The 25,911-nt window shown below is 68.3% G+C and carries 27 protein-coding genes; 8 read left to right on the forward strand and 19 right to left on the reverse strand.

The window, feature by feature from the left end; translation table 11 throughout:
• Nucleotides 1-76 precede the first annotated feature (76 nt).
• Nucleotides 77-1,354 carry an HlyD family type I secretion periplasmic adaptor subunit gene (locus F804_RS0100845; protein ID WP_022705848.1) on the forward strand — a complete coding sequence of 426 codons (1,278 nt, stop codon included), beginning with the start codon at nt 77-79 and terminating at the stop codon, nt 1,352-1,354.
• A 61-nt stretch (nt 1,355-1,415) separates the two neighbouring features.
• Nucleotides 1,416-2,723 (forward strand): short-chain fatty acid transporter, encoded by a 1,308-nt coding sequence (locus F804_RS0100850; protein ID WP_022705849.1) that lies wholly within the window; start codon nt 1,416-1,418, stop codon nt 2,721-2,723.
• Nucleotides 2,724-2,759: 36 nt separating this feature from the next.
• On the opposite strand, the gene rnr is transcribed toward F804_RS0100850, so the two are convergent.
• The 4 genes from rnr to F804_RS0100870 are packed head-to-tail and all read right to left on the reverse strand — an operon-like array spanning nt 2,760 to nt 7,362.
• Nucleotides 2,760-5,003 carry a ribonuclease R gene (rnr, locus tag F804_RS0100855; protein WP_022705850.1) on the reverse strand — a complete coding sequence of 748 codons (2,244 nt, stop codon included), beginning with the start codon at nt 5,001-5,003 and terminating at the stop codon, nt 2,760-2,762.
• A gap of 39 nt (nt 5,004-5,042) precedes the next feature.
• On the reverse strand, nt 5,043-5,459 hold the full coding sequence (locus F804_RS0100860) for a GNAT family N-acetyltransferase (protein WP_022705851.1): 417 nt from the start codon (nt 5,457-5,459) through the stop codon (nt 5,043-5,045).
• Nucleotides 5,456-6,598 carry a succinyl-diaminopimelate desuccinylase gene (gene dapE, locus F804_RS0100865; RefSeq protein ID WP_028725457.1) on the reverse strand — a complete coding sequence of 381 codons (1,143 nt, stop codon included), beginning with the start codon at nt 6,596-6,598 and terminating at the stop codon, nt 5,456-5,458. Before dapE ends, F804_RS0100860 begins: the two co-directional genes overlap by 4 nt.
• The gene (locus F804_RS0100870; RefSeq protein ID WP_022705853.1) at nt 6,595-7,362 is read right to left on the reverse strand and encodes a sulfite exporter TauE/SafE family protein; all 768 of its coding nucleotides are present in this window, start codon (nt 7,360-7,362) and stop codon (nt 6,595-6,597) included. The genes dapE and F804_RS0100870 overlap by 4 nt, the downstream gene beginning before the upstream one ends.
• 166 nt (nt 7,363-7,528) lie before the next feature.
• Between F804_RS0100870 and F804_RS0100875 the strand changes: the two genes are divergently transcribed.
• Both F804_RS0100875 and F804_RS15200 read left to right on the forward strand, forming a co-directional pair.
• Entirely contained in the window at nt 7,529-9,127 is a 1,599-nt protein-coding gene (locus tag F804_RS0100875; protein ID WP_245540291.1) for an acyl-CoA dehydrogenase family protein, read from the forward strand.
• 74 nt (nt 9,128-9,201) lie between these two features.
• The gene (locus F804_RS15200) at nt 9,202-9,675 is read left to right on the forward strand and encodes an META domain-containing protein (RefSeq protein WP_022705855.1); all 474 of its coding nucleotides are present in this window, start codon (nt 9,202-9,204) and stop codon (nt 9,673-9,675) included.
• A 3-nt stretch (nt 9,676-9,678) separates the two neighbouring features.
• Here the strand turns inward: F804_RS15200 and recO are convergent, their stop codons facing one another.
• From recO to F804_RS0100930, 10 genes are all read right to left on the reverse strand, one after another.
• Nucleotides 9,679-10,407 carry a DNA repair protein RecO gene (gene recO / locus F804_RS0100885; protein ID WP_022705856.1) on the reverse strand — a complete coding sequence of 243 codons (729 nt, stop codon included), beginning with the start codon at nt 10,405-10,407 and terminating at the stop codon, nt 9,679-9,681.
• Between the two features lie 57 nt (nt 10,408-10,464).
• A complete protein-coding gene (gene rarD / locus F804_RS15205; protein WP_022705857.1) occupies nt 10,465-11,397 on the reverse strand; it encodes an EamA family transporter RarD in 933 nt (310 codons plus the stop codon).
• 40 nt (nt 11,398-11,437) lie between these two features.
• Nucleotides 11,438-11,773, reverse strand: a complete 336-nt coding sequence (locus F804_RS0100895) for a DUF1491 family protein (RefSeq protein ID WP_022705858.1) — start codon at nt 11,771-11,773, stop codon at nt 11,438-11,440.
• Entirely contained in the window at nt 11,766-12,686 is a 921-nt protein-coding gene (gene era, locus F804_RS0100900; RefSeq protein WP_022705859.1) for a GTPase Era, read from the reverse strand. Before era ends, F804_RS0100895 begins: the two co-directional genes overlap by 8 nt.
• Nucleotides 12,683-13,372, reverse strand: a complete 690-nt coding sequence (rnc, locus tag F804_RS0100905) for a ribonuclease III (RefSeq protein ID WP_022705860.1) — start codon at nt 13,370-13,372, stop codon at nt 12,683-12,685. The genes era and rnc overlap by 4 nt, the downstream gene beginning before the upstream one ends.
• A complete protein-coding gene (gene lepB, locus F804_RS0100910) occupies nt 13,369-14,163 on the reverse strand; it encodes a signal peptidase I (protein WP_022705861.1) in 795 nt (264 codons plus the stop codon). The genes rnc and lepB overlap by 4 nt, the downstream gene beginning before the upstream one ends.
• Nucleotides 14,164-14,238: 75 nt before the next feature.
• Nucleotides 14,239-14,652, reverse strand: coding sequence for a holo-ACP synthase (gene acpS / locus F804_RS0100915; protein ID WP_022705862.1), 414 nt, complete (start codon nt 14,650-14,652; stop codon nt 14,239-14,241).
• The gene (locus F804_RS0100920) at nt 14,649-15,383 is read right to left on the reverse strand and encodes a pyridoxine 5'-phosphate synthase (RefSeq protein WP_022705863.1); all 735 of its coding nucleotides are present in this window, start codon (nt 15,381-15,383) and stop codon (nt 14,649-14,651) included. The genes acpS and F804_RS0100920 overlap by 4 nt, the downstream gene beginning before the upstream one ends.
• A 99-nt stretch (nt 15,384-15,482) precedes the next feature.
• On the reverse strand, nt 15,483-17,297 hold the full coding sequence (locus tag F804_RS15210) for a tetratricopeptide repeat protein (RefSeq protein ID WP_022705864.1): 1,815 nt from the start codon (nt 17,295-17,297) through the stop codon (nt 15,483-15,485).
• Between the two features lie 88 nt (nt 17,298-17,385).
• Complete coding sequence (locus F804_RS0100930) at nt 17,386-19,008, reverse strand: electron transfer flavoprotein-ubiquinone oxidoreductase (RefSeq protein ID WP_425413859.1); 1,623 nt, start codon at nt 19,006-19,008, stop codon at nt 17,386-17,388.
• 282 nt (nt 19,009-19,290) lie between these two features.
• Between F804_RS0100930 and greA the strand changes: the two genes are divergently transcribed.
• Nucleotides 19,291-19,761, forward strand: a complete 471-nt coding sequence (greA, locus tag F804_RS0100935) for a transcription elongation factor GreA (protein WP_028725458.1) — start codon at nt 19,291-19,293, stop codon at nt 19,759-19,761.
• Nucleotides 19,762-19,765: 4 nt separating this feature from the next.
• Nucleotides 19,766-20,686, forward strand: a complete 921-nt coding sequence (locus tag F804_RS15215; RefSeq protein ID WP_022705867.1) for a hypothetical protein — start codon at nt 19,766-19,768, stop codon at nt 20,684-20,686.
• Here the strand turns inward: F804_RS15215 and F804_RS15220 are convergent.
• Complete coding sequence (locus F804_RS15220; protein ID WP_022705868.1) at nt 20,683-21,156, reverse strand: GNAT family N-acetyltransferase; 474 nt, start codon at nt 21,154-21,156, stop codon at nt 20,683-20,685. The genes F804_RS15215 and F804_RS15220 overlap by 4 nt on opposite strands.
• Before the next feature lie 76 nt (nt 21,157-21,232).
• Between F804_RS15220 and F804_RS0100950 the strand changes: the two genes are divergently transcribed.
• Together F804_RS0100950 and F804_RS0100955 are read left to right on the forward strand one after the other, a co-directional pair.
• Nucleotides 21,233-22,009, forward strand: coding sequence for an AzlC family ABC transporter permease (locus F804_RS0100950; RefSeq protein ID WP_084686355.1), 777 nt, complete (start codon nt 21,233-21,235; stop codon nt 22,007-22,009).
• Between the two features lies 1 nt (nt 22,010).
• Nucleotides 22,011-22,340: an AzlD domain-containing protein gene (locus F804_RS0100955; RefSeq protein ID WP_022705870.1), complete on the forward strand. Its 330-nt coding sequence runs from the start codon at nt 22,011-22,013 to the stop codon at nt 22,338-22,340.
• On the opposite strand, the gene F804_RS0100960 is transcribed toward F804_RS0100955, so the two are convergent.
• Genes F804_RS0100960 through F804_RS0100975 form a run of 4 tightly spaced genes read right to left on the reverse strand, consistent with a single transcriptional unit; the run spans nt 22,325 to nt 25,883 of the window.
• Entirely contained in the window at nt 22,325-22,951 is a 627-nt protein-coding gene (locus F804_RS0100960) for a hypothetical protein (RefSeq protein ID WP_022705871.1), read from the reverse strand. The genes F804_RS0100955 and F804_RS0100960 overlap by 16 nt on opposite strands.
• Nucleotides 22,952-22,958: 7 nt before the next feature.
• Nucleotides 22,959-23,111: an aa3-type cytochrome c oxidase subunit IV gene (locus tag F804_RS17075; RefSeq protein WP_022705872.1), complete on the reverse strand. Its 153-nt coding sequence runs from the start codon at nt 23,109-23,111 to the stop codon at nt 22,959-22,961.
• Nucleotides 23,112-23,166: 55 nt separating this feature from the next.
• On the reverse strand, nt 23,167-24,189 hold the full coding sequence (locus F804_RS0100970) for an MBL fold metallo-hydrolase (protein WP_022705873.1): 1,023 nt from the start codon (nt 24,187-24,189) through the stop codon (nt 23,167-23,169).
• On the reverse strand, nt 24,186-25,883 hold the full coding sequence (locus F804_RS0100975) for an acyl-CoA dehydrogenase (protein ID WP_028725459.1): 1,698 nt from the start codon (nt 25,881-25,883) through the stop codon (nt 24,186-24,188). The genes F804_RS0100970 and F804_RS0100975 overlap by 4 nt, the downstream gene beginning before the upstream one ends.
• Nucleotides 25,884-25,911: the final 28 nt, after the last annotated feature.

The raw sequence follows: 25,911 nt of genomic DNA on the forward strand, positions 1-25,911 counted from the left end.
ATGGGGCGTGCGCGGTTTTTCGGGGGGCTGGCGGCCCTTCTGTTCCATCAGCCGGCGGGGAAATCTACGCTGGCCCGTGCGCGGGCCGATCATCGCGGGCACGCTGGCCGTGACGCTTCTGGTGGGCGGCTTCGTGACATGGGCGCTGGCGACCAACATCTCGGGCGCGATCGTCGCCACCGGCCAGGTCGAGGTCGAGCAGCAGCGCCAGGTCGTCCAGCACCTGGATGGCGGCGTGGTCAAGGCCATCGCCGTCAAGGACGGTGCCAGCGTCGAGGCGGGCGACCTGCTGATCGCGCTGGACGGCAACCTGCTGCAGACCGAATTGGCCATCGTCGAGGGCCAGTATTTCGAGATCCTCGCACGCCGTGGCAGGCTCGAGGCCGAGCGCGGCGATGCCGACACCGTCACCTTCCCCGAGGAACTGACCGAGGCGGCCGCCGATTCCGCAGAACTGCGCGACCTGATCGACGGCCAGACCAGCCTGTTCGCCACGCGCCTGGACACGCTGCGCCAGTCGCTGGACCAGCTGGCCAAGCAGTCCGAACAGATCGACAGCGAAGTGAAGGGCGTCGATGCCCAGATCGAGGCGCTGGCCACGCAGCGCGAGCTGATCGGCCGCGAACTGGCCGACCAGCAGAGCCTTCTGGACCGCGGCCTTGCGCAGGCATCGCGCGTGCTGGCCCTGGAACGCGAGGCCGCGCGCATGGACGGCGAACTGGGATCGCTGCAGGCCAACCGCGCCTCGGTCGAGATCCGCAAGACCGAGATCGAGATCCAGCGCCTCGGCCTGTCCGCGGAACGCCGCGAGGTGGCCGAGACCGAGCTGCGCGACCTCGGCTATCGGGAACTCGAGCTGGCCGAACGCCGCCGCAGCCTGATCGAGCAGATCAGCCGGCTTGAGATCCGCGCCCCGGCCTCGGGCATCGTCTACAACCTGCAGGTCACGACCCCGCGTTCGGTCGTGCGTGCGGCGGACCCGATCCTGTACATCATCCCGCAGGACCGCCCGCTGGTCATCGGCGCGCGCGTGGCGACCATCAACGTCGACGAGGTGCAGGCCGGCCAGCCGGTCGTGCTGCGCTTCTCGGCCTTCTCATCGCGCACCACCCCCGAGATCGACGGCAGGCTGGAGCGCATCTCGGCCGATGCGCTGATCGACGAGGCCACGCAGGTGCCCTATTACCGCGCCGAGGTGTCGATCCCGCAAGACGAGATGTCGAAGCTGGGCGATCTGGCGCTGGTCCCCGGCATGCCGGTCGAGGTCTATATCCAGACCGGCGAACGCAGCCCGATGGCCTATCTGGTCAAGCCGCTGTCGGATTACTTCAACCGGGCCTTCCGCGAAAGCTGAGCGCCTTGCCTTCCCCCTTCGGTTGACGCAGCCTCGCCGCGAAAACCGAAGGGAGGAAACAATGCTGCGAATTCTGTCGCGACCCGCCACGCGCCTCATGGAGCGCTGGCTGCCGGACGCGTTCATCTTCGTGATCGTGCTGACGCTGATCGCCGCCGCCGCCGCCATGCTGACGCAGGGCACGACCCCCGATCAGCTGATCGAATACTGGGGCGGAGGGTTCTGGGAACTGCTGTCCTTCTCGATGCAGATGCTGCTGGTCCTGGTGACGGGCTACATCCTTGCATCCTCGCCGCCGGTGCGGCGGATCCTGGCGCGGCTGGCGGGGCTGGCCGGTTCGGCGGGCGGGGCGATCGTGCTGGTGACGCTGGTGTCGCTGGCCGCCAGCTGGATCAACTGGGGCTTCGGCCTGGTGGTCGGCGCGATCTTCGCCAAGGAGCTGGCACGCCAGATCCGCGTCGATTACCGCCTGCTGGTCGCATCGGCCTATTCCGGCTTTCTTGTCTGGCATGGCGGCCTGGCCGGGTCGATCCCGCTGACCATCGCGACGCCGGGCCATTTCACCGAAGACCAGATCGGCGTGATCCCGACCTCGCAGACCATCTTCTCGGCCTGGAACCTGGGCCTGGTGGCCGCGCTGTTCGTCATCATGCCGCTGGTCAACCGCGCCATGCTGCCGCGCCGCGAGGAAGAGGTCCTGGTCGATCCCGCGATCCTGCATGACGACAGGCTTGAGCGTCGCCGCGCCGCCACCCCGGCCGAGCGGCTGGAGAACAGCCCCCTGCTGATGTACCTGATCGGCCTGCCGGGCCTTGCGTGGCTGGCGATGCACTTCATCGGCGGCGGGGCCATCAACCTCAACGTGGTGAACTTCCTGTTCCTGTTCGCGGGCATCCTGCTGCATGGCAGCCCGCGCAGCCTGCTGGACGCGCTGGACGATGCGATCCGCGGGGGTGCGGGCATCGTGATCCAGTTCCCCTTCTATGCGGGGATCATGGCCATCATGATCCAGAGCGGGCTGGCGGCCTCGATGTCGGAATGGTTCGTGTCCATCTCGACCGCGAAGACCCTGCCCTTCTGGAGCTTCATCAGCGCGGGCATCGTCAACATCTTCGTGCCCTCGGGCGGGGGACAATGGGCGGTGCAGGCACCGGTCATGCTGCCCGCCGCCGAGGCGCTTGGCGCGGATGCCGCGAAGGTCGCGATGGGCGTGGCATGGGGCGATGCCTGGACCAACCTGCTGCAGCCCTTCTGGGCGCTGCCCATGCTGGGGATCGCGGGGCTGAAGGCGCGCGACATCATGGGCTTCTGCGTGGTGATGCTGCTGATCACCGGCGTGGTGATCGGCGGGGTGCTGTGGATGATCTGACGGGGCGCCGGGGGTTCGCGCCCCCGGCCACCCTGCTCAGCGCTTGCGGCGGCGCTTGGTCGCGCGCTTGACCTCGGCCAGCCGCGCCTTGGTGGACATGCGCCCAGACGGCCCGCGGCGACGCCCCTTCTGGGAACCGCGCGGCAGGCTGTTGCCCTCCAGCTCCAGCAGCTCCAGCGTCAGGCCGCCGGTCATCGGGATCGCCTCGGTCAGGCGCACGGTCACGCGCTGGCCGATGCCGATCTCCAGCCCCGTATCCGCGCCGATCAGCATCTGCGCGTCGGGGTCGAAGTGGAAATACTCGCGCCCGATGGTGCGGATCGGCAGCAGCCCGTCCGCGCCGCTGTCATCCAGCTTCACGAAGGCGCCGAATTTCTGGATGCCGCTGATGCGGCCCGTCATCTCGGCCCCCACCCGATCCGCCAGATAGGCCGCAAGGTAGCGGTCGGTCGTGTCGCGTTCCGCGGTCATCGAGCGGCGCTCGGTCTCGCTGATATGCTTGGCGGTCTCGTCCAGGCGCTCGATCTGGTCGGGGTCCAGCCCGTCCTTGCCCCAGCTATGCCCCGAGATCAGCGCCCGGTGCACCACGAGGTCGGCATAGCGCCGGATGGGCGAGGTGAAATGCGCATAGCTTTTCAGCGCCAGGCCGAAATGGCCGTAATTCTCGGGGTGGTAATAGGCCTGCGTCATCGACCGCAGCGTGCTGATGTTGATCAGCTCGTCGAAATCGGTGCCCTCGGCCTGGCCCAGAAGGCGGTTCAGGTGGCTGGTCTGCAGCACCTGCCCCTTGGCCAGGTTGAAGCCCGATGCCTGCGCCACCTCGCGCAGCGCGTCCATCTTTTCGAGGCTGGGTTCCTCGTGGACGCGGAACAGAAGCGGTCGCCCGCGCTGCGTCAGTTCCTCGGCGGCGGCGACGTTCGCCAGCACCATGAATTCCTCGATCAGCTTGTGAGCATCCAGCCGGTCGCGGAAGTTCACCGATTTCACGCGCCCCTCGGGCGTCAGCTCGATCCGACGTTCGGGCAGGTCCAGCTCCAGCGGCTGGCGGCGGTTGCGCGCATCGCGCAGCAGGCCATAGGCGTGCCACAGCGGACGGATCACGTTGTCCATCAGCGGTTCGGTCTGCTCGTCCGGATTGCCGTCCGCCCCCGCCTGCGCCTGTTCATAGGCAAGGCTGGCGCGGCTGTTCATGATCCCGCGATGGAAGCGGTGGCTGATCTTGTTGCCCTGCGCATCCAGCCGCATCCGGACGGCGATGACGGCGCGGTCCACACCCTCGTGCAGCGAACACAGATCGGCCGACAGCGCCTCGGGCAGCATTGGCACCACGCGGTCGGGGAAATAGGTCGAGTTGCCGCGCTTCCATGCCTCGCGGTCCAGCGCGCTGCCGGGCGTGACGTAATGGGCGACATCGGCGATGGCGACCCAGATGGTCGCGCCGCCATCCTCTTCGATATGGGCCGCGACGGCATCGTCGTGGTCGCGCGCATCCGACGGGTCGATGGTGACCAGCGGCAGGTCGCGCAGATCCTCGCGGTTCTTTTCCGCGGCGGGCTTGGCGGCCTCGGCCTCGCGCAGGACGGCGTCGGGGAATTCGTCGGGGATGCCGTGCTGGTGGATCGCGATCAGGCTGACGGCGCGCGGGGCCGAGGCATCGCCCAGCCGGTCGGTGATGCGCGCCCAGGGCACACCCATCCGCCCGCGCGGGCCGATCTGCTCGGCCTGGACCAGCTCGCCATCCTCGGCATGCTGGGTCGCGTCCTCGCGCACGCGCCATTCGCGGTCCTGACCCTTGTCCACGGGCACGATGCGACCGCCCTGCGTCTCCTTGCGGAAGATGCCGGTGATGCGGTTGGGGCTGGCGGTGATGCGACGGATCAGGCGGGCCTGGTACTGGTGATCCTCGCCCGCGACCTCGATCAGGCGGCCAAGGAAGCGGTCGCCGCGACCCAGTGCCGGATCGGCCTCTCGCGGGGCGAACAGGATGCGCGGCGCGGGGGCGTCGCCGCGCCACTCGATCGGCTTGGCGAACAGGTCGCCCGACCCGTCGGGGGCCAGCAGTTCCAGCACCGTGACGGGGGGCAGCTTCTCGGCGTCCAGGTAATGCCTGCGGCGGCGTTCCAGCTGGCCTTCGGATTCCAGCTCCTTCAGCAGGCGCTTCAGCTCGATCCGGGCGGCGCCCTTGATGCCGAACGCCTTGGCGATGTCGCGCTTGGAATTCGCCTCGGGGTGGTCGTTCACCCATTCGAGGATCTGGGCCTTGCTGGGAATCGTCTTCATCGCGTCATGCCTTCATCAGTCGCCAACGCGCCTGCGTTGTCAGAGTTCGCGGCTCATGTCACGATGGGGAATGCCGGCATCGTCGTAAACCGGGCCGTGGGCCGCAAATCCCAGTTTCTCGTAAAAGCCGATGGCATGGACTTGGGAACTCAGCTTGGCGCGCACAACCCCCGGCCTTGCACGCAGCGCATCCAGCGCCGCCCGCATCAGCGCCGCGCCCGCGCCCGTCCCGCGCATCCGGGGCAGCACGCAGACGCGCCCGATCTTGCCGGTATCGCCCTGCACGAACAGCCGCGCCGTTCCCCAGGGGCCGTCCTCATCCTGACCCAGAAGGTGGATCGCCAGGTCGTCCAGGTCGTCCATCTCGTCGGCCTCGGGGACGGCCTGTTCGTCGATGAAGACCCTGCGGCGCAGCATGTGGCAGGCGGCCAGATCGTCGGTTTCCTCGATCCTCATGCGAAGAACCTTTCCAGCATGCGGCCATAGATGGTCTTGAGCTGGTTGACCTGCGCTGCGGGCACGCGTTCGTCGATCTGGTGCATGTACAGGCCCACCAGCCCGAATTCGACCACCGGGCAGTGGTTCTTGACATAGCGCGCGTCCGAGGTCCCCCCCGAGGTGGACAGCACCGGCTGGCGGTTCGTTTCCTGTGTGACGACCTCGCGGATCATGTCGACGAAGGGGCCGGGCGCGGTCAGGAACGCCTCGCCCGAGATGTCGGCCGACAGGTCGATCCGCACGCCGGTCTCGTGCGTGATGCGGTCGGCATGGGCCTGCAGCCGCTCGGTCAGGGATGCGCCCGTGTGCAGGTCGTTGAAGCGGATGTTGACCACTGCCGTCGCGCGTTCGGGGATGACGTTCGATGCCGGGTTCCCGCAATCGACCGAGGTGACCTGCAACCCCGAGGGGTCGAAATGGTCGGTCCCCTCGTCCAGCGGCTCGGCGGTCAGTTCGAACAGGAACCGCGTCAGCGCGTGCAGCGGGTTGTTGGCCTTGTGCGGATAGGCCGCGTGCCCCTGCTTGCCCGTCGCGCGGATGTTGAAGGTCATCGAGCCGCGACGCCCGATCTTCATCATCTCGCCCATGACCTCGGGGTTCGACGGCTCGCCCACGATGCAGGCATCCATGCGCTCCCCGTTCGCGTCCATCCAGTCAAGCAGCGCGGGCGTGCCGTCCTTCGAGGGGCCTTCCTCGTCGCCGGTGATGGTCAGGATGATCGCGCCCTCGGGCGGCGTGTCGCGGACGAAGTCGATGGCGGCGGCGACGAAGGCCGCGACGCCCGATTTCATGTCCGTGGCCCCGCGCCCCCAGATCGTGCCATCGGCATCGACATGCCCGGAAAAGGGCGGATGCGTCCAGGATGCCGGATCGCCGGTCGGCACCACGTCCACATGCCCGTTGAAGCCGATGGTCTTCGCCCCCTTCGCGCCCCACCGCGCGAACAGGTTCGGCGTGCCGTTGCGGTCGGCGCGGTGGCACTCGAAGCCCGCCTCGGACAGCATGCCCTCCAGCAGTTCCAGCGCCTCGTGCGCGTCGGGCGTCACCGAGGGGCAGCGGATCAGGCGGGCGGTCAGGTCGGCGGCGTCAATCATCACATGCTCCAGAGTTCAAGCGCGCGGCGGATCAGGTTCAGGCCGGTCAGGATCAAAAGGACCAGCGTCCAGCGGCGAAACTGCCCCACATCCAACCGGTCCTGCAAGGCGAAGCCCAGCTTCATGCCGACGAAGCCCGGCAGGCACAGGATCAGCGACAGGGGCACCGTCTGCGCGTTCAGCACGCCCGAGAACAGATGCGCTACCGTCAGCACCACCGCGCCGATCAGGAAGACCACGCCCTGCACGCGGACCTGTTCCTTCTTCTCGATCCCGATGGACAGCAGATAGACGATCAGCGGCGGCCCCCAGATCCCCGAGATCCCGCCGTACAGACCCCCGATCACGCCCGACACGGCCTCGGCCCGCTTCTGGTGGCGCAGGCTCATGGTCATGGGGCGGCCCGACAGCTGCCACAGCGCGAACAGCGTGATCGGCAGACCCAGGATCGCGTACATCAGCCATTGCGGGATGATGTTGGCAAACCCCGCCGAGACGCAGATGAAGACGCCCACCATCGCGATATGCAGCCGGAACCGCCGGATCGACCCGGCAGCCGCCGGCACCCCGTCGCGCATCGCCTGCTGGATGTTGGTGAACAGCGTCGGCAGGATCATCGCCGCCAGCGCCGTGGTGGCGGGCATGATCGATCCGAAGACCGAGATCATGATCATGGGCATGGCAAAGCCGATCGCCCCCTTCACGAATCCCGCGAACAGCGTGACCCCGAGGGCCGCGACGAATTGCCAAAGCTCTAATCCGAACATGCGCGCACGCTAAACGCGGGGTTCGGAAAGGAAAAGACAAATACGGCAGCGATTCCGTTGCGACATTTTAGAACCTTTGGGGATCACTTGGCGCATAATTGTTGCGCTGCGGATGCAAAGGCGCTACCCATGCTGCAACGCCGCAAAGGGGAAAGCGATGAAAGACATGCAGCACCGGTCCGAGGCCGTCCTGTCCGAGCTTGACGATCTGCAGACCCGCGCGACCGAGGCGCTGCGGGCGCTGGTCGCACCTTCGGGCAAACCCGATCCGCAATTGCTGGAGGTGCATCAGCACGCCGCCCATGCGCTGTCCTGGCTGGCCACCTATGTCGAATCCATCCGGCAGCTGCATGCATGGTCGGGCCGCGTCTCGGGCCGGGTCGAGGATCTGATCGCCGCCATCGGAATGGGCGAATACCTGACCCAGATCGCCCATGGCATCCCCATGAGCCAGACCGAATTCGCCCGCCTGTCGGATCTTGGCATCGAATGGACGCCGTCGGACGCCGCGCGCGACCTGATGGGCGGCAACACCCCCGCCGCGCGGGCCGAGCTTGCGCGCCTGATCGCGGATGCTCAGGGCGCCCCCACCTTCGGGGCCTCGGGCCTGGACGAGGACCTGGAGATGATCCGCGACCAGTTCCGCCGCTGGACCGAGGACAAGGTCGTCCCCCATGCCCATGACTGGCACCTGAAGGACGAGCTGATCCCCATGGAGGTGATCGAGGAGCTGGCCGAGCTGGGCGTCTTCGGCCTGACCATCCCCGAGGAATTCGGCGGGCTGGGCATGCCCAAGGCCGCGATGGTCGTCGTGTCCGAGGAACTGTCGCGCGGCTATATCGGCGTGGGATCCCTCGGCACCCGAAGCGAGATCGCGGCCGAGCTGATCCTCTGCGGCGGCACTGATGCGCAGAAGGCCCATTGGCTGCCGCGCCTTGCCAGCGGCGAGACGCTGCCCACCGCGGTCTTCACCGAGCCCAATACGGGCAGCGACCTCGGCAGCCTGCGCACCCGCGCGGTGCGGGACGGCGACGATTGGGTCGTGACCGGCAACAAGACCTGGATCACCCACGCGGCCCGCACCCATGTCATGACGCTGCTGGCCCGCACCGACCCCGACACGACGGATTATCGCGGCCTGTCGATGTTCATCGCCGAAAAGACCCCCGGCACGGATGCCGACCCCTTCCCCACCCCCGGCATGACGGGGGGCGAGATCGAGGTGCTGGGCTATCGCGGGATGAAGGAATACGAGCTGGGCTTCGACGGCTTCCGCGTGGCGGGCGGCAACCTTCTGGGCGGGCAGACGGGCCAGGGCTTCAAGCAGCTGATGCAGACCTTCGAATCCGCGCGCATCCAGACCGCCGCCCGCGCCATCGGCGTGGCGCAGAACGCGCTGGAGCTGGGCCTGCGCTATGCGCTGGACCGCAAGCAGTTCGGCAAGCCGCTGGTCGAATTTCCCCGCGTGGCCGACAAGCTGGCGATGATGGCTGTCGAAATCATGATCGCAAGGCAGCTCACTTATTTCAGCGCGTGGCAGAAAGATCACGACCGCCGCTGCGACCTCGAGGCCGGGATGGCCAAGCTGCTGGGGGCCCGCGTGGCCTGGTCGGCGGCGGACAACGCGCTGCAAATCCACGGTGGCAACGGTTTCGCGCTGGAATACCAGGTCAGCCGGGTGCTGTGCGACGCCCGCATCCTCAACATCTTCGAGGGCGCGGCGGAAATTCAGGCACAGGTCATCGCGCGGCGTCTTCTGGGATGAACGGGATCGGACTGGAACGGGAAATGGTTTAAGGATAATCCGTTCCGGTCCGCTTTCCGCCAAGGAGTTCTGCCATGTTCCGTTCCGTCTTCCAAACGCGCCGCAAGATGCCGCTCGTCGCGCTCGGTGCCGCCGCGTTGACGCTTGCCGCCTGTTCCTCGGAACCTGCGGGCGATCCCATGGGCGGCCTGCCCGCGAACGACTACGTGCTGGTCGGCATCGGCAACGGCACCGTGCCGCTGCGCAACATCACCCTGACGCTGCGCCCCGAAGGCGTGTCCGGCCGCGGCCCGTGCAACGGCTATGCCGCCAAGAACACCGTCCAGCTGCCCGCCGTCGCGTTCGAGCCGCTGCAGACCAGCGGCGTCACCGACTGCAAGGACCTGGCCGTCGAACAGCGCTTCTTCGAAGCCCTTCAGAACGCGACCGAGATGGAGTTCTATGGCGGCGTGCTGAAGATCAAGGGCCCGACCTGGCTGATCTTCGAAAGCGGTCGTCCCGCCGATCAGGTGACCGACGCGCTGTCGGCCGCGCGCGGCAACCAGTAAGCCCTAGCCCCTCGCGCGGGTCAGCCGTCCGACCAGACGGCCCCGCGCGGCGGGAAGCGGCTTGCCGACCAGATCCTCGGCCAGCCGCGATTGCAGGAAATGGCCCGTCAGGGCCAGCCCCTCGGCCAGATCGCGCCCCCTGCCCGGTTCTTCGCCGCCCATCAGCGGTGGCAGGGGCAGCAGGCGCGGCGCGTAATCCCCCGCCCCGTCACGCGACACCGCCCGCCCCGAACGCGGGCTGACGAAGGCCAGCCTATCGGCGGCCCCCGTCACCGCGCAGGCCGACAGGTCCAGCCCGAAGCCCATCTCGTCCAGCAGCGACATCTCCCACAGCAGATAGCCTGCGGGCCAGTCGGGATTACCCGCCTCGATCGCGTCCAGAAGCGTCTCGGTCCGGGCGGCCAGCGCGGGATGCGGATCGCGTTCGGGCAGCGCGAAGACTAGAAGCGCGCAGATCGCGTTCAGCCCCGCCAGCCCGGCCGGGTCGGACATCAGGCCCGACCGCATGCGCACCGGCTCGATCGCGAAATTGCCCAACTGATCGGATTGCCGCGCGCGCCAGCGGAGGTCCAGCCGCGTGCCCGGTTGCAGCATGGCCGCGCGTTTCGACGACGCGCCCCCCGGCACGATGCCCGCATGGCGCCCGTGTTCGGCGGTCAGCACGTCGATGATGACGGCGGTTTCGCCATGCGCGCGGCGTGCGATGACGGTGCCCTGTGCCTGCCACTCCATCAGCCGATCCCCCTTGCCATCACGGCAGGATGCGGGAAGCGCCGCGAAGATGCCAGATCACTGCATCCGGCGCGTGGCCGCCAGCCTGCGATCGCGCCGCCTGCGCCCCGCCTGCCGCAAGAGCGAGGCGGTATAGATCGCAAGCGCCGCCCAGATCATCGGGAAGGCCACGAGGCGCGCACCCTCGAAGGGTTCGCCGAAGACGATCACGGCGCACAGGAATATCAGCGTGGGCGTGACGTATTGCAGGATGCCGATGGTGGACAGCCGGATTAGCTTGGCCCCGTTGGCATAGAACAGCAGCGGGATCGCCGTGACGGGTCCGCAGCCCAGCAGCAGCGCCCAGGTGCCGGCATCATAGGACAGACCCTGCCCCGTGGCGCCCATCCAGCCAAGATAGATCAGCGCCAGCGGCATCAGCAGCAGCACCTCCAGCGTGAAGCCCTGGTTGGGTCCAAGCGGAAGGCGCTTCTTGCAATAGGCATAGGTCCCCCAGGACAGCGTCAGTCCCATCGCGACCATCGGCAGGCGCCCGGCCTGCACGGTCAGGATCACCACCGCCCCCGCCGCCAGCGCGATGGCCAGAAGCTGGCTGCGCGACAGCACCTCCTTGAGGACGAGCGCCCCCAGAAGCACGCTGAACAGCGGGTTGATATAGTAGCCGAGCGCCGCGTCCAGCGCGTGGTCATGCGTGATCGCCCAGACATAGATCAGCCAGTTGGCCGAGATCAGCACCGCCGTCAGCGCGGCCATCGCCAAGAGGCGCGGCTGGCGCAGCGCGGCCAGCACCTGGTCCTGCCGCCCCTGCCAGATCAGCACCGCCGCCGCGATGGGCAGCGACCAGATCACGCGATGGGCGATGATCTCGGCCGCGGGGACATCCGACAGCGCCTTCATGTAGATCGGCAGCGCACCCCAGCACAGATAGGCGGAAAGGGCATAGACGAGGCCTATGGGCGAATCGGTCTGGGGATCGGGTGCGCTGCTCATGGGAATTGCATAAGCTGCAGCCCCGCCCCGCGCCAGAGGCTTAGAACAGCCCCTCCTGGTCCAGAAGGGTCGCGCCGTCGCGGCTCTCGATCTCGATCACCCACAGGTCGGGGTCGCTGGCGCGGGCGCGCGCGATGGTCGCGTCGATCTCGGGTTCGGGGCCGGCATCGGTGGCGATCCAGGGGCGGGTGTCGGTCTCGAAGTCCCATTCCCGCCGCCACAGGGTCGCGCGCCCGTCCAGATGGGCGCATTTGACGGCGATGGCGCCCGCCGTGTCGTCGCCGCGCGCCATCACATAGGCCGGGATGTTCGCCAGCCCCAGCCGCGCAAGATAGGCGCCGACCCAGAGGCCGGCGGCCAGCCGTGCCTCAGCCATCACCGTCGCGGAAGTTCAGGCCCATCTCGTCGTAGCGTTCGGATTCGTTCAGCCAGTTCTCGCGGACGCGGACCTGCAGGAACAGGTGCACGCGGCGGCCCATGAACTCTTCCAGCTCGGCGCGGGCGGCCTGGCCCACGGCCTTGATCGTCTCGCCGCCCTTGCCCAGCACGATGCCCTTGTGGCCCGGACGCATGACGTAGACGACCTGCTCGACCCGCGCGCTGCCGTCGCCCTTCTCCTCCCACTGCTCGGTCTCGACCGTCAGCTGATAGGGGATTTCCTCATGCAGGCGCAGGGTCAGCTTCTCGCGGGTGATCTCGGCGGCGATCATGCGCATGGGCAGATCGGCGATCTGGTCCTCGGGATACAGCCACGGGCTTGCGGGCAGGCTGGCGGCCAGCCAGCCGCGCAGTTCCTGGGTGCCGTAACCCTTCTCGGCCGAGATCATGAAGGTCTCGGCAAAGGGGAAGGCCTCGTTCGCCTTGGCCGACAGGGCCAGCAGGGTCTCGGCCTTGACGCGGTCGATCTTGTTGATGATCAGCGCGACGGGACGGTTCTGGGCGCTTTCCTTCAGCTGCTCGATGATGGCCATGGCGCCTTCCGTCAGGCCGCGATGCGCCTCGATCAGGAACAGCACCAGGTCGGCATCGGACGCACCGCCCCATGCGGCGGCGACCATGCTGCGATCCAGGCGGCGACGCGGGCGGAAGATGCCCGGCGTGTCCACGAAGACGATCTGGCTGTCCCCCTCCATCGCGATGCCGCGGATGCGGGCGCGGGTGGTCTGCACCTTGTGGGTCACGATGGACACCTTGGCGCCGACCATCTGGTTCAGCAGCGTGGACTTGCCAGCATTGGGTTCGCCGATCAGCGCGACGAAGCCTGCGCGGGTTTGGGTTTCGTCGGTCATTCCTGTCCTTCCAGACGTTCCAGCAGCGCCTTCGCGGCGGCCTGTTCGATGCTGCGCTTGGTCCCCGCGCCACGGGCCTCGGCCTTGCGCCCATCGGCAAGGCTGACGGTGATGTGAAAGACCGGGGCGTGATCCGGCCCGGTCCGGTCGGTCTGGTCATAGGACGGGGGCGGCATGCCCTGCGCCTGCGACCATTCCTGCAATGCGGTCTTGGCGTCCCGCGCGTCATCCGCGACCGAGGACAGCCGCTGCTTCCACAGACGCAGCACGACGCCGCGCGCGGCCTCCAGCCCGGCATCCAGATAGATCGCGGCCAGCACGGCCTCCATCCCGTCGGCCAGCAGCGCATCCTTGCGCCGCCCGCCCGACAGCATTTCCGAACGGCCCAGCTTCAGCACCTCGCCCAGCCCGATATCGCGGGCGATGGCGGCGCATGTCTCGCCCTTGACCAGCGCGTTGAAGCGGGGGGCAAGCTGACCCTCGCTGGCCTCGGTATCGGCCTGGAACAGCGCCTCGGCCATGATCAGCCCGAGGACGCGGTCGCCCAGGAATTCCAGCCGCTGGTTGTCGGGCCGCGTGACCGAGGCGATCGAGCCATGGGTCAGCGCCCGCACCAGCAGTTCGGGTCGGGTGAATTCATGACCCAGCCGGGTCATGAAGGCGCGTATGTCTGCAGAGGGGGTCAATTCACCGCCTTGAGGAAACGATCGGGACGCCAGGTCCAGAAATACAGAAGCGAGCGACCCGCCGAGGAGAACATGATCCGGTCCGCGCGCCCGATCAGGTATTCGGCGGGCACGAAGCCCAGGCCGCCGATCTCGGTCGGGAAGCGCGAATCCTCGGAATTGTCGCGGTTGTCGCCCATGAAGAAGTAATGCCCTTCGGGGACCGTGTAGGTCGGCGTGTCGTCCGCGACCCAGCCATCCGTGATGTTCAGCACGTCATAGCTGTGGCCGCCGGGAAGGGTCTCGGTCGTGCGGGTCTTGACGCACTCGCCGCCCGCATCGACGGGGTCGTTGACGCAGCGCGGGATCAGGCCCTGCGGGCCCTGCTGTTCCTTGGTCTCGACGAAATCGCCGGCGGGGGTGGTCTGGACCTCCTCGCCATTCAGGAACAGGCGTCCGCCGCGCATCTGCACGGTATCGCCCGGCAGGCCGATCACGCGCTTGATGAAATCGACGTTGCGGACCGGGTGGCGGAAGACCACCACGTCACCGCGTTCGGGGTCCGACCCCAGGATCCGCCCCGAGATCGGGCAGACCGAGAAGGGGCAGCTGTGCTGCGAATAGCCGTAGGCCATCTTGTTGACGAACAGGAAGTCGCCGATCAGCAGCGTGTCCTTCATCGAGCCCGACGGAATCCAGAAGGGCTGGAAGAACAGGGTGCGGAAGATGCCGGCGATGACCAGCGCCCAGAAGATCGTCTTGATCGTCTCCCAGATGCCATCCTTCTTCTTCGGGGCTGCGCTTTCGGCCATACCGCGTCATCCTTTGCAATCGCAGGGGGCCAGCGGCCCCGGTCGGGCGTTCATGGTCCCGCATGCGGGCCAAAGTCAAGCTTTGGCACCCGCCTCGGGCAGGGCCTCGATCACGACGAAGGCCTGCGCCCAGGGGTGATCGTCGGTCAGCGTCACGTGGACGACCGCCCGGTGCCCCGGCGGGGTCATCCCCCGCAGGCGGTCGGCGGCCCATCCCGTCAGTTCCATCATCGGCTGGCCGGACCGCAGGTTCGACACCGCCATGTCCTTCCAGGCGATGCCCATCGCAAGCCCCGTTCCCAATGCCTTCGAACACGCCTCCTTCGCGGCCCACCGCTTGGCCAGGGTCCCGGCCTCGTCGGCGCGGCGGGCGGCCTTGGCCAGTTCCCGCTCGGTGAAGACCCGGTTGCGGAAGCGGTCGCCGAAGCGGTCCAGCGTGCCCTGGATCCGGTCGATATTCGCCAGGTCGGTGCCGATGCCCAGGATCATGCGCGCGCCATGTCCATGCGGCGGCGCATCTCGCGGATGGCTCCGTCGAGGCCGAGGAACACCGATTCCCCGATCAGGAAATGCCCGATGTTCAGCTCGGCCAGCTGCGGGATCGCGGCGATAGGACCGACCGTGCCGAAGGTCAGCCCGTGGCCCGCATGCACCTCGAGGCCCAGATCGGCGGCCAGACGCGCGCCCTGCTGCAGCGCCTGCAGTTCGGCATCGCGTTCGTCATGCCGCCCTTCGGTGTCCAGATCGCAATAGGCGCCGGTATGCAGCTCGACCACGGCGGCGCCCACGCGGGCGCTGGCGCGGATCTGTTCGGGCTGATGGCCGATGAACAGCGACACGCGGCAGCCAGCCTCGCGCAGGGGGGCGATGAAGGCCGCCAGCGCGTCCTCCTGTCCCGCGACGTCGAGCCCGCCTTCGGTCGTGCGTTCCTCGCGCTTCTCGGGGACGATACAGACGGCATGGGGGCGGTGGCGCAGCGCGATGGCCTGCATCTCGGGGGTGGCCGCCATCTCGAAGTTCAGCGGCAGGGTCAGCCGCGCCATCAGCGTGTCGATATCCTCGTCGCGAATGTGGCGGCGATCCTCGCGCAGATGGGCGGTGATGCCATCCGCGCCCGCGGCCTGCGCCAGTTCGGCCGCGCGCATCGGGTCCGGCCAGGGCGTCCCCCGCGCATTCCTAAGGGTCGCGACGTGATCGATATTGACGCCCAGACGAAGCATGAGAGAGGCCCTTTGCAGCAATTTCCCGCAATCTAGCGCCGCCGCCCGGCGGATGCCAGTTACGAGGCGTCGCAGTTTCGGGGGGTGCAGCCCCGCCGCTTATTCGGACGCGGTGTCGCGGACATCGGGCAAGGGCGCATCGTCGGTGTCGCCGCGCGCGGCTTCCTCGGCCAGGACGCGATCCAGCCCGCGATCCAGCTTGGCGCGGATGCGGTCGGGATCGACATCGCCCGTGTCGGTCGGCTCCAGCGACAGGGCGCGCTGCCACTGGATCTCGGCCTCGCGCTGACGGCCCACCTTCCAGTAGATGTCGCCCAGGTGATCGTTCACCAGGGGATCGGCCGACATGCTGGCGACGGCTTCCTCCATGGGGGCCACCGCGTCCTGATAGCGGCCCATGCGGAAATAGGCCCATGCCAGCGAATCGAGGATGTAGCCGTCGCCGGGCGACAGCTCGACCGCCTTCTGGATCATCGCCAGCGCGCGATCCAGGTTCTGGTTCCGGTCGATCCAGCTGTAGCCGAGATAGTTGAGGCAGCTTGCATGTTCGGGCCGGATTTCCAGCGCGGCAAGCAGGTCCTTCTCGGCGCGGTCGAACTGGCCCGCACGTTCCAGCGCGATCCCCCGCGCATAGAGCGGGAACCACCGCGCCCCTTCGGGCGCATCGGCCAGAAGCGACAGCGCGCGGTCATAGGCCGGCACGGCGCTGTCGAACTTTTCCTGCTGGCGCAGCACGTCGCCAAGCGCGATCCAGGCCTGCGCAAGATCGGGATAGGCGGCGGTCAGGGCCAGCGCGGCCTGCTCGGCCTCGGGGTTGCGATCGGCGCGGGACAGGGCGTCGATGCGCGTCATCTCGGCCACGGGGCGCATCTCGCCCATCTGGCGGACGGCGGCGAACTCGGCCTCGGCCAGGTCCAGCTGCTGGCGTTCCTGCAGAAGCTGGGCGACCATCAGCCGCGCCTCGGCATCCTCGGGGGCGATCCAGGACGCGACCCGCGCGTGGATCAGCGCCAGCGGTTCGGGATCGGGGCTGGAGGCCAGCGCCGAGGCGAAGGACAGCAGCAGATGCGCGATCCCGTCGCCGGGACCGCCGACCACGTCGAAGGGCACCGGGGCGTCCGCTTGCAGCGCGTCGCGCAGGGCGACCAGCTGCGGTTCGGCCTCGATCCCCTCCACCTGATCCAGCAAGGCCAGCGCCTCGTCGCGGCGGTCGAGCTGCGCAAGGATCTGCACGCGGGTGACAAGACCCATCAGGTCGGCAATTCCGTCCGATTCCTCCAGCAGCGTCTCGGCGGTCTCGTAATCGCCGACCAGTGCGCGTGCCAGGGCCAGGTGATAGTTCACGACCGGCGCAAGCGAGGGGTCGTCGGCCAGCGCCTGGAACGCGGCCAGCGCGTCCTGCGCGCGCCCCGCCCCCAGGAGCGCCCAGCCGCGCATGATGCCGTCCATCAGATCCTCGTTGACGGGGGCGTCGGGATCGCGATGCGCGTCGATCAGCGCCAGAAGCCCCTGCCAGTCGCCCGCGCGGATCAGCTGCCCGCGCCGCACGAGGGCCGCAAGCTCGGTCTCGTTTCCGTCGTCGAACAGGTCGTCGGTGATCTGCCCGGCCCGGTCCAGCCGCCCCGCCGAGATCAGCGCGAGGATGGCGTTGTCCTGAAGATAGACGTCGTCGGGCAGCGCATCCGCCGAGCGGGCGAAATATTCCGCCGCCGCGCTGAAGTCGTTCTCGACCGTGGCGAGCCGGGCGGCCAGGTAGGGACCGGCCAGCCCGTGGGTCAGCGGCGCTGCCATCTCGTGGGCGGGGCGCGGCTGCGGACGGCTGTCCTGCGCATGGGCCGCACCCGCCATCAGCATGGCGATCAGCGCGGTCTTGAGGGGGCCGGCAAGGGGCAGGTCGCTGTGCAGGATGTTCACGTCAGAAAGGTCCGCTGGTCACATTCACGTTTGGTCCAGCCTAGACCAGGGAAGGCGGGGGTCGCAACGCCCCCCGCCGAACCCGTCATCACATGTTCGGGTAATTCGGCCCGTCACCGCCCTGCGGCGTGGTCCAGACGATGTTCTGGCTGGGATCCTTGATGTCGCAGGTCTTGCAGTGGACGCAGTTCTGGAAATTGATCTGGAAGCGCGGCCCGTCCGCATCCTCGACCACCTCGTAGACGCCGGCCGGGCAATAGCGCTGCGCCGGTTCGGCATATTCGGGCAGGTTGACCGCGATCGGCACCGAAGGGTCGCGCAGCTTCAGGTGGCAGGGCTGGCTTTCCTCGTGGTTGGTGAAGCTGAAGGCCACGTTCGTCAGGCGGTCGAAGGACAGCTTGCCGTCGGGCTTGGGGTAGTCGATCACCGGGAAGTCCGCGGCCTTGCCGGTCGCCGCGGCGTCGGTCTTGCCGTGCTTCCACGTGCCCATCGGGTTCCAGCCGGTCAGGTTCGACACCCACATGTCGATGCCGCCCAGCATCAGGCTGGCGGTCAGGCCCATGCGCGACCAGATCGGCTTGACGTTGCGCACGCGCTTCAGGTCGGTGCCGACCGCGCCGTCGCGGACAGCGGCGTCGTAATCCTCCAGCCGGTCGCCCTCGCGGCCCGCCTTCAGCGCGGCGGCCGCGGCCTCGGCGGCCTCGATGCCCGAATGCATGGCGTTGTGGTTGCCCTTGATGCGCGGCACGTTGACCATGCCCGCGCTGCAGCCCAAGAGCACGCCGCCCGCGAAGGACAGCTGCGGCAGCGACTGGAAGCCGCCCTCGCTGATGGCGCGCGCGCCGTATGCGACACGCTTGCCGCCCTCCAGCAGTTCCGCGACCATCGGGTGGTGCTTGAAGCGCTGGAACTCCATGTAGGGATACAGATGCGGGTTCTTGTAGTTCAGGTGCACGACAAAGCCGACCAGCACCTGGTTGTCCTCGAAGTGATAGATGAAGCTGCCGCCGCCCGCGTTCTTGCCAAGCGGCCAGCCCATCGTGTGGACGACACGGCCTTTCTTGAACTTCTCGGGCGAAACCTCCCAGATCTCCTTCATGCCGATGCCGTATTTCTGCGGCTCGGATCCGGCGTCGAGGCCCAGCTTGGCGATGATCTCCTTGGACAGGCTGCCGCGCACGCCCTCGGCGATGAAGACGTATTTGCCGTGCAGCTCCATCCCGGGCTCGTAGCCGTCGCCGATCGTGCCGTCGGGATTGCGCCCGAATTCGCCCGCGACGACGCCCTTCACGCGATCGCCGTCCCAGACCAGCTGGCTGGCGGCCATGCCCGGGAAGATCTCGACGCCCAGTTCCTCGGCCTGCTCGGCCATCCAGCGGCAGACATTGCCCATGCTGACGACATAGTTGCCGTGATTGTTCATCAGCGGCGGCATCGGCCAGTTCGGCACGCGCACCTGCCCGCTTTCGCCCAGCACGAAGAAGTTGTCGTCCACCACCTCGGTGTTGAGGGGGGCGCCCTTCTCCTTCCAGTCGGGGATCAGGCGGTCGAGGCCCGACGGATCGAGGACCGCGCCCGACAGGATATGCGCGCCGACCTCGGAACCTTTTTCCAGAACCACGACCGAGATCTCGGGGTCGATCTGCTTCAGCCGGATCGCCGCGGACAGCCCCGACGGGCCCGCGCCGACGATCACGACGTCGTATTCCATTGATTCTCGTTCGATCGTGGCGTCGTCGGTCATCGGCTCGCATCCTCCCGTGATGTCTGGCTTTGGACAAATTGGTAGCTTGACGGGATGCCGGGGGCAATCGTGACGCCGCGAAGAAATCCGCCGATGGGGCGACTGCCCACCAAGCAGGCTTGCAAAGGTCGCGGAATTGGGTTCACGATGAATGCCTGATGCCGACCACGCCCCTGCCATCCCCATGGCGGGGGCGTTGGCTTGGCAGCGAATGACCAAGAACCGCATCCCATGAAGGACAGGGCAGCGATGGATAAGATACCGATGACCCGGAAGGGCTTTCAGGCGCTGGAACGCGAACTGACCGATCTGAAGACGAAAGAGCGCCCCGCCGTCATCCGCGCCATCGCCGAAGCGCGAGAGCATGGCGACCTGTCCGAGAACGCGGAATACCACGCCGCCCGCGAGAAGCAGGGCTTCATCGAGGGCCGCATCAAGGAACTGGAGGGCCTGCTGTCGCGGGCCGAGGTGTTCGACCCCGAAAAACTGTCGGGCAGCATCAAGTTCGGCGCCACCGTCACCATGGTCGACGAGGATACCGACGAGGAACGCACCTACCAGATCGTGGGCGAGGCCGAGGCCGATATCGAGCGCGGCCTGCTGAACATGCGTTCCCCCCTGGCCCGCGCCCTGATCGGCAAGGACGAGGGCGACAGCGTCGAGGTGAAGACCCCCGGCGGCGAGCGCAGCTACGAGATCCTCTCGATCAAATACGTCTGATCCCATGTCCGTGATCGCCAAGATTGCAAGCCTGTCGCGCCGGGACCGCATCTCGTCGGTGGGCTATGCCCTCAGCGGGGTGTGGCTGTTCCTCGTGGCGCTGTTCTGGATGCTGGCCCCCGGCGGCGAAGGCGGGGGCGGCGGCATCGCGCGGCTGATGGCCGTGGTGGGCGTGGCCCTGCCGCTGGCGCTGATCTGGCTGGCGGTGTCGCTGGCCCGCAGCATCGCCGTCCTGCGCGCCGAGGCCGAGGATCTGCGCGCCACGCTGGCCCGCATGGGCCGCGACATCCCCGAGGCACCGCCCCCCGCGCCGAAGCCTCTGCATGGCGGCATCGCACCCGCGCCCGACGCACCGCGCCCGCAATCCCGTCCGCGCCTGCCCGAACCGCCGCGCCCCGATGCGCCGCGCCCCGATGCCCAGCCCTCGATGGCGCTGGACGCCCCGCCGTCCCAGTCCGTGGATGCGGCGACCCTGATCCGGGCACTGAACTTCCCCGACGGACCCGACGATCACGAGGCGATCGACGCGCTGCGCCAGGCCCTGCGCGACACGACCAATTCGCGCGTGCTGCGCAGCGCCCAGGACGTGGTGACCCTGCTGGCGGGGCGCGACATCTACATGGACGACCTGCCGCCCGACGCGGCGCAGGCCGATGCGTGGCGCCGCTTCGCCGCGGGCGAGCGTGGCAGCGCGGTCGCCTCGCTCGGGGCGGTCCATGACGACCAGGCGCTGGAGGCGGTCTCGGCGATGCTGCATGACGACGACGTGTTCCGCGACACGGCGCATCACTTCCTGCGCAATTTCGACGGGTTGCTGGCGCGGCTGGTTCCGGAACTGGACGACCTGCAGATCGCCGTGATGGCCGACAGCCGCTCGGGCCGGGCATTCATGCTGCTGGGGCGCGTCGCGGGCGCCTTCGGCTAGGCCGCGTCGCGGCGCAGCACCAGGACCTGCCCCCACCAGGGCAGGCCGAACCTGCCCCGCGTTTCCTCCTGGAACCCAGTCGCCTCATAGAAAGCACGCGCCGGCGCGTTCGAGGCCCGCACCTCGACCCGCAGGCCGGGACGCCCCCGCAGGACGGCCTGCCGGTCGGCCTCGGCCAGAAGCGCGCGACCGATGCCGCGCCGCCCCTGCACCACCGCGATGCCATCGACGACCAGGTCGCCCGTCGCGGGCGCCGCGCGGAACAGGTGCCGCAGCAGGCCGCCGCGTTCGGGCGCAAAGCCCCCGCCCGCATCGCGCAGACCCGCCACGCCCAGCACGCGCCCCGCATCGTCCAGCGCCACGACGCCCCGTTCGGCGCGGCAGGGATCGACCCCACCCCAGCCGCCGAAATGACGCCACCAGAGTGCTGCGGCATCCTCCAGCGCGTGGGCCGGGATGGGGCTGGCCATGCGGATGTCACGGTCTTGTGTCGGGTTGCGCATCATGCAAGCAAGGTGGCGCGAAGCGAAGCTGGACGAAAGCCTCATGTCACCGACACCGGAACCACGCCCGGATCCCGCGCAGGAAACCGCCGATCCGATCACCGCACGCGCATTGGCGCGCACGCCCCTGCAGGCCTTCTGGCACGGGATGTGGCAGTCGCTGCCCTTCCTGATCGTCATCGTGCCGTTCTCGTTGCTGTTCGGGGTCGTCGCCTCCGAGGCCGGGCTGGACCTTGCGCAGATCATGGGCTTCTCGGTGCTGGTGCTGGCGGGGGCGTCGCAATTCACCGCGGTGCAGCTGATGTCCGACAACGCGCCCGCCATCATCGTCATCCTGTCCAGCCTTGCGGTGAACCTGCGCATGGCGATGTATTCGGCCTCGCTGGTGCCGTGGCTGGGCGATGCGCCGGCCAAGCACAAGGCGTGGCTGTCCTATGTGCTGGTCGATCAAAGCTATGCGCTGTCGATCCAGCATTACGAACGCCACCCGCGCCTGAGCATGATGCAGCGGCTGGCCTATTTCGCGGGCTGCGCGGTGCTGATCTGCGTGCCCTGGATGATCGCCACGGCGGTGGGTGCGATCATCGGGCAATCCATGCCCGAGGGCATCGCGCTGGATTTCGCCATGCCGATCACCTTCCTCGCGATGATCGCGCCGATGCTGCGCACGGTCGCGCATATGGCGGCCTGCTTCACCTCGATCGTGCTGGCGCTGGTTCTGGCGGGGCTGCCCTCGGGGCTGGGGCTGCTGATCGCATCGCCCCTGGGCATGATCGCAGGCGCCGTCGTCGAGGCGCGCATGGCACCGAAGGAGGCCTGAGATGCCGGTATCCGACCTGACCATCTGGATCGTCATCCTGATCCTCGGGGTCTTCACCTATCTGATCCGGTGGTCGTTCCTGGGGGTGCTGGGCGGTCGCGACCTGCCCGAATGGGTGCTGCGGATGCTGCGCTATACCCCGGTGGCGGTGCTGCCCGCGCTGGTCGCGCCGCTGGTCGTCTGGCCCGCCGCTACGGGTGGGCAGCCCGATCCGGCGCGCATGGCCGCCGCGCTGGCGACGGTCATCGCGGGCCTGTGGACCCGCAATGTCCTCGCCTCGATCGCGGCGGGGGCCGCGACCCTGGCGCTGATGCTCTATCTTCTGGCGTAGCCGGTGATCTGGCCGTCCTTCTGCTGCAGAAGGACGTCGTGATTGTTGGCCGGATCGCCGTCCTGGTGCCGCTTGGACACCACGCCCGGACGCGACAGGAACCAGTCGCGCAGCCGCAGGGGCGAGAAGCCGCGCGGTGCATCCTCGAAGCCCGGAACGCCCTGCAGGACGCTGCCCACCGACACCGCGCAGAAGCTCTTGTTGGCGGGGCCGTGGGCCTCGGCGCGCCGGATGGCGATATCGGCCACCTCGCGCGTGACGGGGATGCTGTCCTCGGCCACCCACCAGGTCGAGCGGGCGTGATAGTCGATGTAGAAGTTCTTGTAGTTGTCCGTGATCCCGTACAGCACGTCATGCCGTTCGGGGATGCGAGGGTGGTTCCAGCTGCCCGCCGGGTCGAAGACCACGCGCTGGCTGCCGTTGATCATCAGCGCCGAATGGCCGCCCTGCCCGCGCGGAATGCCGATCACCGTGAACAGCGTGATCGAGGGCGGCTGGTCGGACACGAAGCGCGCCGCGCGCACCGTCTGGTCGGGTGCCCAGACATTGTCGGCGCCGCATGCCGCAAGGGCCGCCGGAAGCGAGGCGGCAAGGAATGTCCTGCGTTTCATCGCCGGCTCAGATATTCGTCAGCGCCATGAAGATCAGCACCACGAGCGACCCGATGGTCACCCAGGTGATGCCGCTCATCAGGCCGGCGAAGGCGCGCTTCTGCGCGGTCACGTCCATGGTGCCCTGAGTGGCTTCGGGTTTGTTGTCGAGATCGGCCATTCCTGCCCCCTTGGTCAGTATCCTGTCCTTGCGATAGCCGAAGCGCGTTGCCCTGTCACGCCCCCCACAGCACCGCGCCGTCCCTTTCGCCCACGGGTCTTGCACGACCGTCACGCCCCAGCCGGTTCAGGTGGGCGACGGCCTCGACCAGGGCCAGGCCGAACTCGCCCTCGCCGATGCGGCGGCGGAACAGGATGTCGAAGCAGTCGACCGCGCTGCGGGGCGTTTCGGCCAGCGCCGCGGCCAGGCGGTCCAGCGCGGCGCGGTGATTCTCGATCAGCTGGCGCAGGCGGAAGGGCAGCCCGACAAAGGGCAGCTTGTGCCCCGGCAGGACCAGCTGGTCGTCGCGCGACAGAGGCAGCAGGCGTTCGCAGCTGTCCAGCCATTCGCCCACCGGATCCGCGCCGGGTTCCGTCGGATAGACCCCCAGATTGGGCGAGATCGAGGGCAGAAGCTGATCGCCCCCGATGACCAGCCCGTCATCCTGCGACCAGAAGGTCGCGTGGCAGGGCGCATGGCCATGCCCCATCGCGATGCGCCAGTCCCGCCCGCCCATGCGGATCACCTGCCCCTCGGACAGGCGATCGAACCCAAGGGGCAGCGGATGCACCACGTCGGCGAAGTTGAACGGACGTTCGGCGGCGCGCTTGGCCAGCAGCTCGACGGGCATCCCTGCGCGGCGCCAGAAGTCCAGCGATTCCGCAGGCGGGCGCGGCTGGTCGTCCAGCACCAGCATCCGCGCCATCAGCCAGGCGGTGCGCGTCATCGCAAGCGATGCGCCCTGCCTGGCCATCAGCCAGCCCGCAAGGCCGATATGGTCGGGGTGGTGATGCGTGCCGATCACGCGGGTGACGGGCCGCCCGCCAAGCGGTCCGGCCAGCAGCCCTTCCCAGATCGCACGGCCCCGCCTGCTGTCGAAGCCGGTGTCGATCACCGTCCAGCCGTCCCCGTCATCCAGCGCGAAGACGTTCACATGGTCCAGCCGCATCGGCAGCGGCAGGCGCATCCACAGGATGCCGGGCGCGACCTCGATGGCCGCGCCTTCCTCGGGCGGGGTGTCGAAGGGCGTGCGGATCACGCGGCGAAATCGCCCGCCAGCGCCTCGTCGGCGATGCCGGTCAGATCGTCCAGCCCTGCCAGCGCCTCGGCCAGGTCGCCCGCGTTGCGGGGCAGCACGCGCGCCATGAAGACCCGCGCCAGCGCCCGGTGCGATTCCCCGCCGCGCAGCGCCGCCCTGAGGTGGTAATGCCCGCCAAGCACCCGCGCGAAGGCGGTCAGATAGGGCACGGCCCCGGCGAAGCGCACGGGAAGGTCGCGATCCAGCAACGCGATCGTCGCCTCGCGCAGGGTCTCGGCGGCCTGCCACAGCTGATGGGCCAGTTCCGGGTTGTCGGCCTGCGCGGCCTTCGCGCCGTCCAGCACCTCGTCCAGCAGGCGCATCGCGGCATCGCCGCCATCGGCCAGCTTGCGCCCCACCAGGTCCATCGCCTGGATGCCGTTCGTCCCCTCGTAGATCGAGGTGATGCGCACGTCGCGCAGATATTGCGCGGCGCCCGTCTCCTCGACATAGCCCATGCCGCCATGGACCTGCACGCCCATGTCGGCCACGCGGATGCCGGTGTCGGTGCCATATGCCTTGGCGATCGGCGTCAGGAAGGCCGCGCGGGCGGCGTGATCGGCATCGCCCGTCGCGCGCTCCATGTCGATGGCCGTGGCGCAGGCCAGGCCGATGGCGCGGGCGGCAAAGACCTCGGCCCGCGCGGTGGCCAGCATGCGGCGCACGTCGGGGTGGCGGATGATCGGGCCCATCTGGTTGCGGTCCTGCGCATAGGCGACGGCCTTCTGCAGCGCGGCCTCGGCCACGCCGACGCCCTGCATGCCGACGCCCAGCCGCGCGCAGTTCATCATCGTGAACATCGCGGCCATGCCCTTGTTTTCCGCACCGACCAGCCAGCCGGTCGCACCGTCATAGGACATGACGCAGGTCGGGCTGCCGTGGATGCCCAGCTTTTCCTCCAGGCTGACGACCTTGAGATCGTTGGCCACGCCCGGGTTGCCCTGATCGTCGGGGATGAATTTCGGGACCATGAACAGGCTGATGCCGCGCGTGCCCTTGTCCGCCCCCGGCAGGCGGGCCAGCACCAGGTGGCACACGTTCGATGTGACGTCGCTGTCGCCCCAAGTGATGTAGATCTTCTGCCCCGTGATCCGGTAGGTGCCGTCGCCCGCGGGTTCGGCCCGCGTGACCAGCGCGCCCACGTCGCTGCCCGCGCCCGGCTCGGTCAGGTTCATGGTGCCCGACCATTCGCCGCTGATCAGCTTGGGCAGGTACAGGGCCTTCAGCTCGTCGCTGGCGTGATGTTCCAGCGCCTCGATCTGCCCTTGGGTCAGCAGCGGGTTCAGCTGCAGCGCAAGGTTCGCGCCCGACATCATTTCCGCGACCGACATGTTCAGCGCCTGCGGCAGGCCCATGCCGCCATGTTCGGGATCGGCGGAGACGCCGACCCAGCCGCCCTCGGCGATGGCCCGGAACCCGTCCGCGAAGCCGGGCGAGGATCTGACGACGCCGTTCTCCAGCACCGCGGGGGTGTGATCGCCGGCCATGTTCAGCGGCGCCAGCACCTCCGAGCACAGCTTGCCGGCCTCGTCCAGGATCGCGGTCGCGGTTTCCGGCGTCGCCTCGGCGAAGCGTTCGGTCGCGGCGACATCCGCGAAGGGCACGACATGGCGAAGGATGAAGTCGATCTGCGCGACCGGCGCCTTGTAGGACATCGGGGTCTCCTCCATGCGCCTTGGCATC

The sequence above is a fragment of the Paracoccus zeaxanthinifaciens ATCC 21588 genome, assembly GCF_000420145.1.
Lineage (GTDB): Bacteria > Pseudomonadota > Alphaproteobacteria > Rhodobacterales > Rhodobacteraceae > Paracoccus > Paracoccus zeaxanthinifaciens.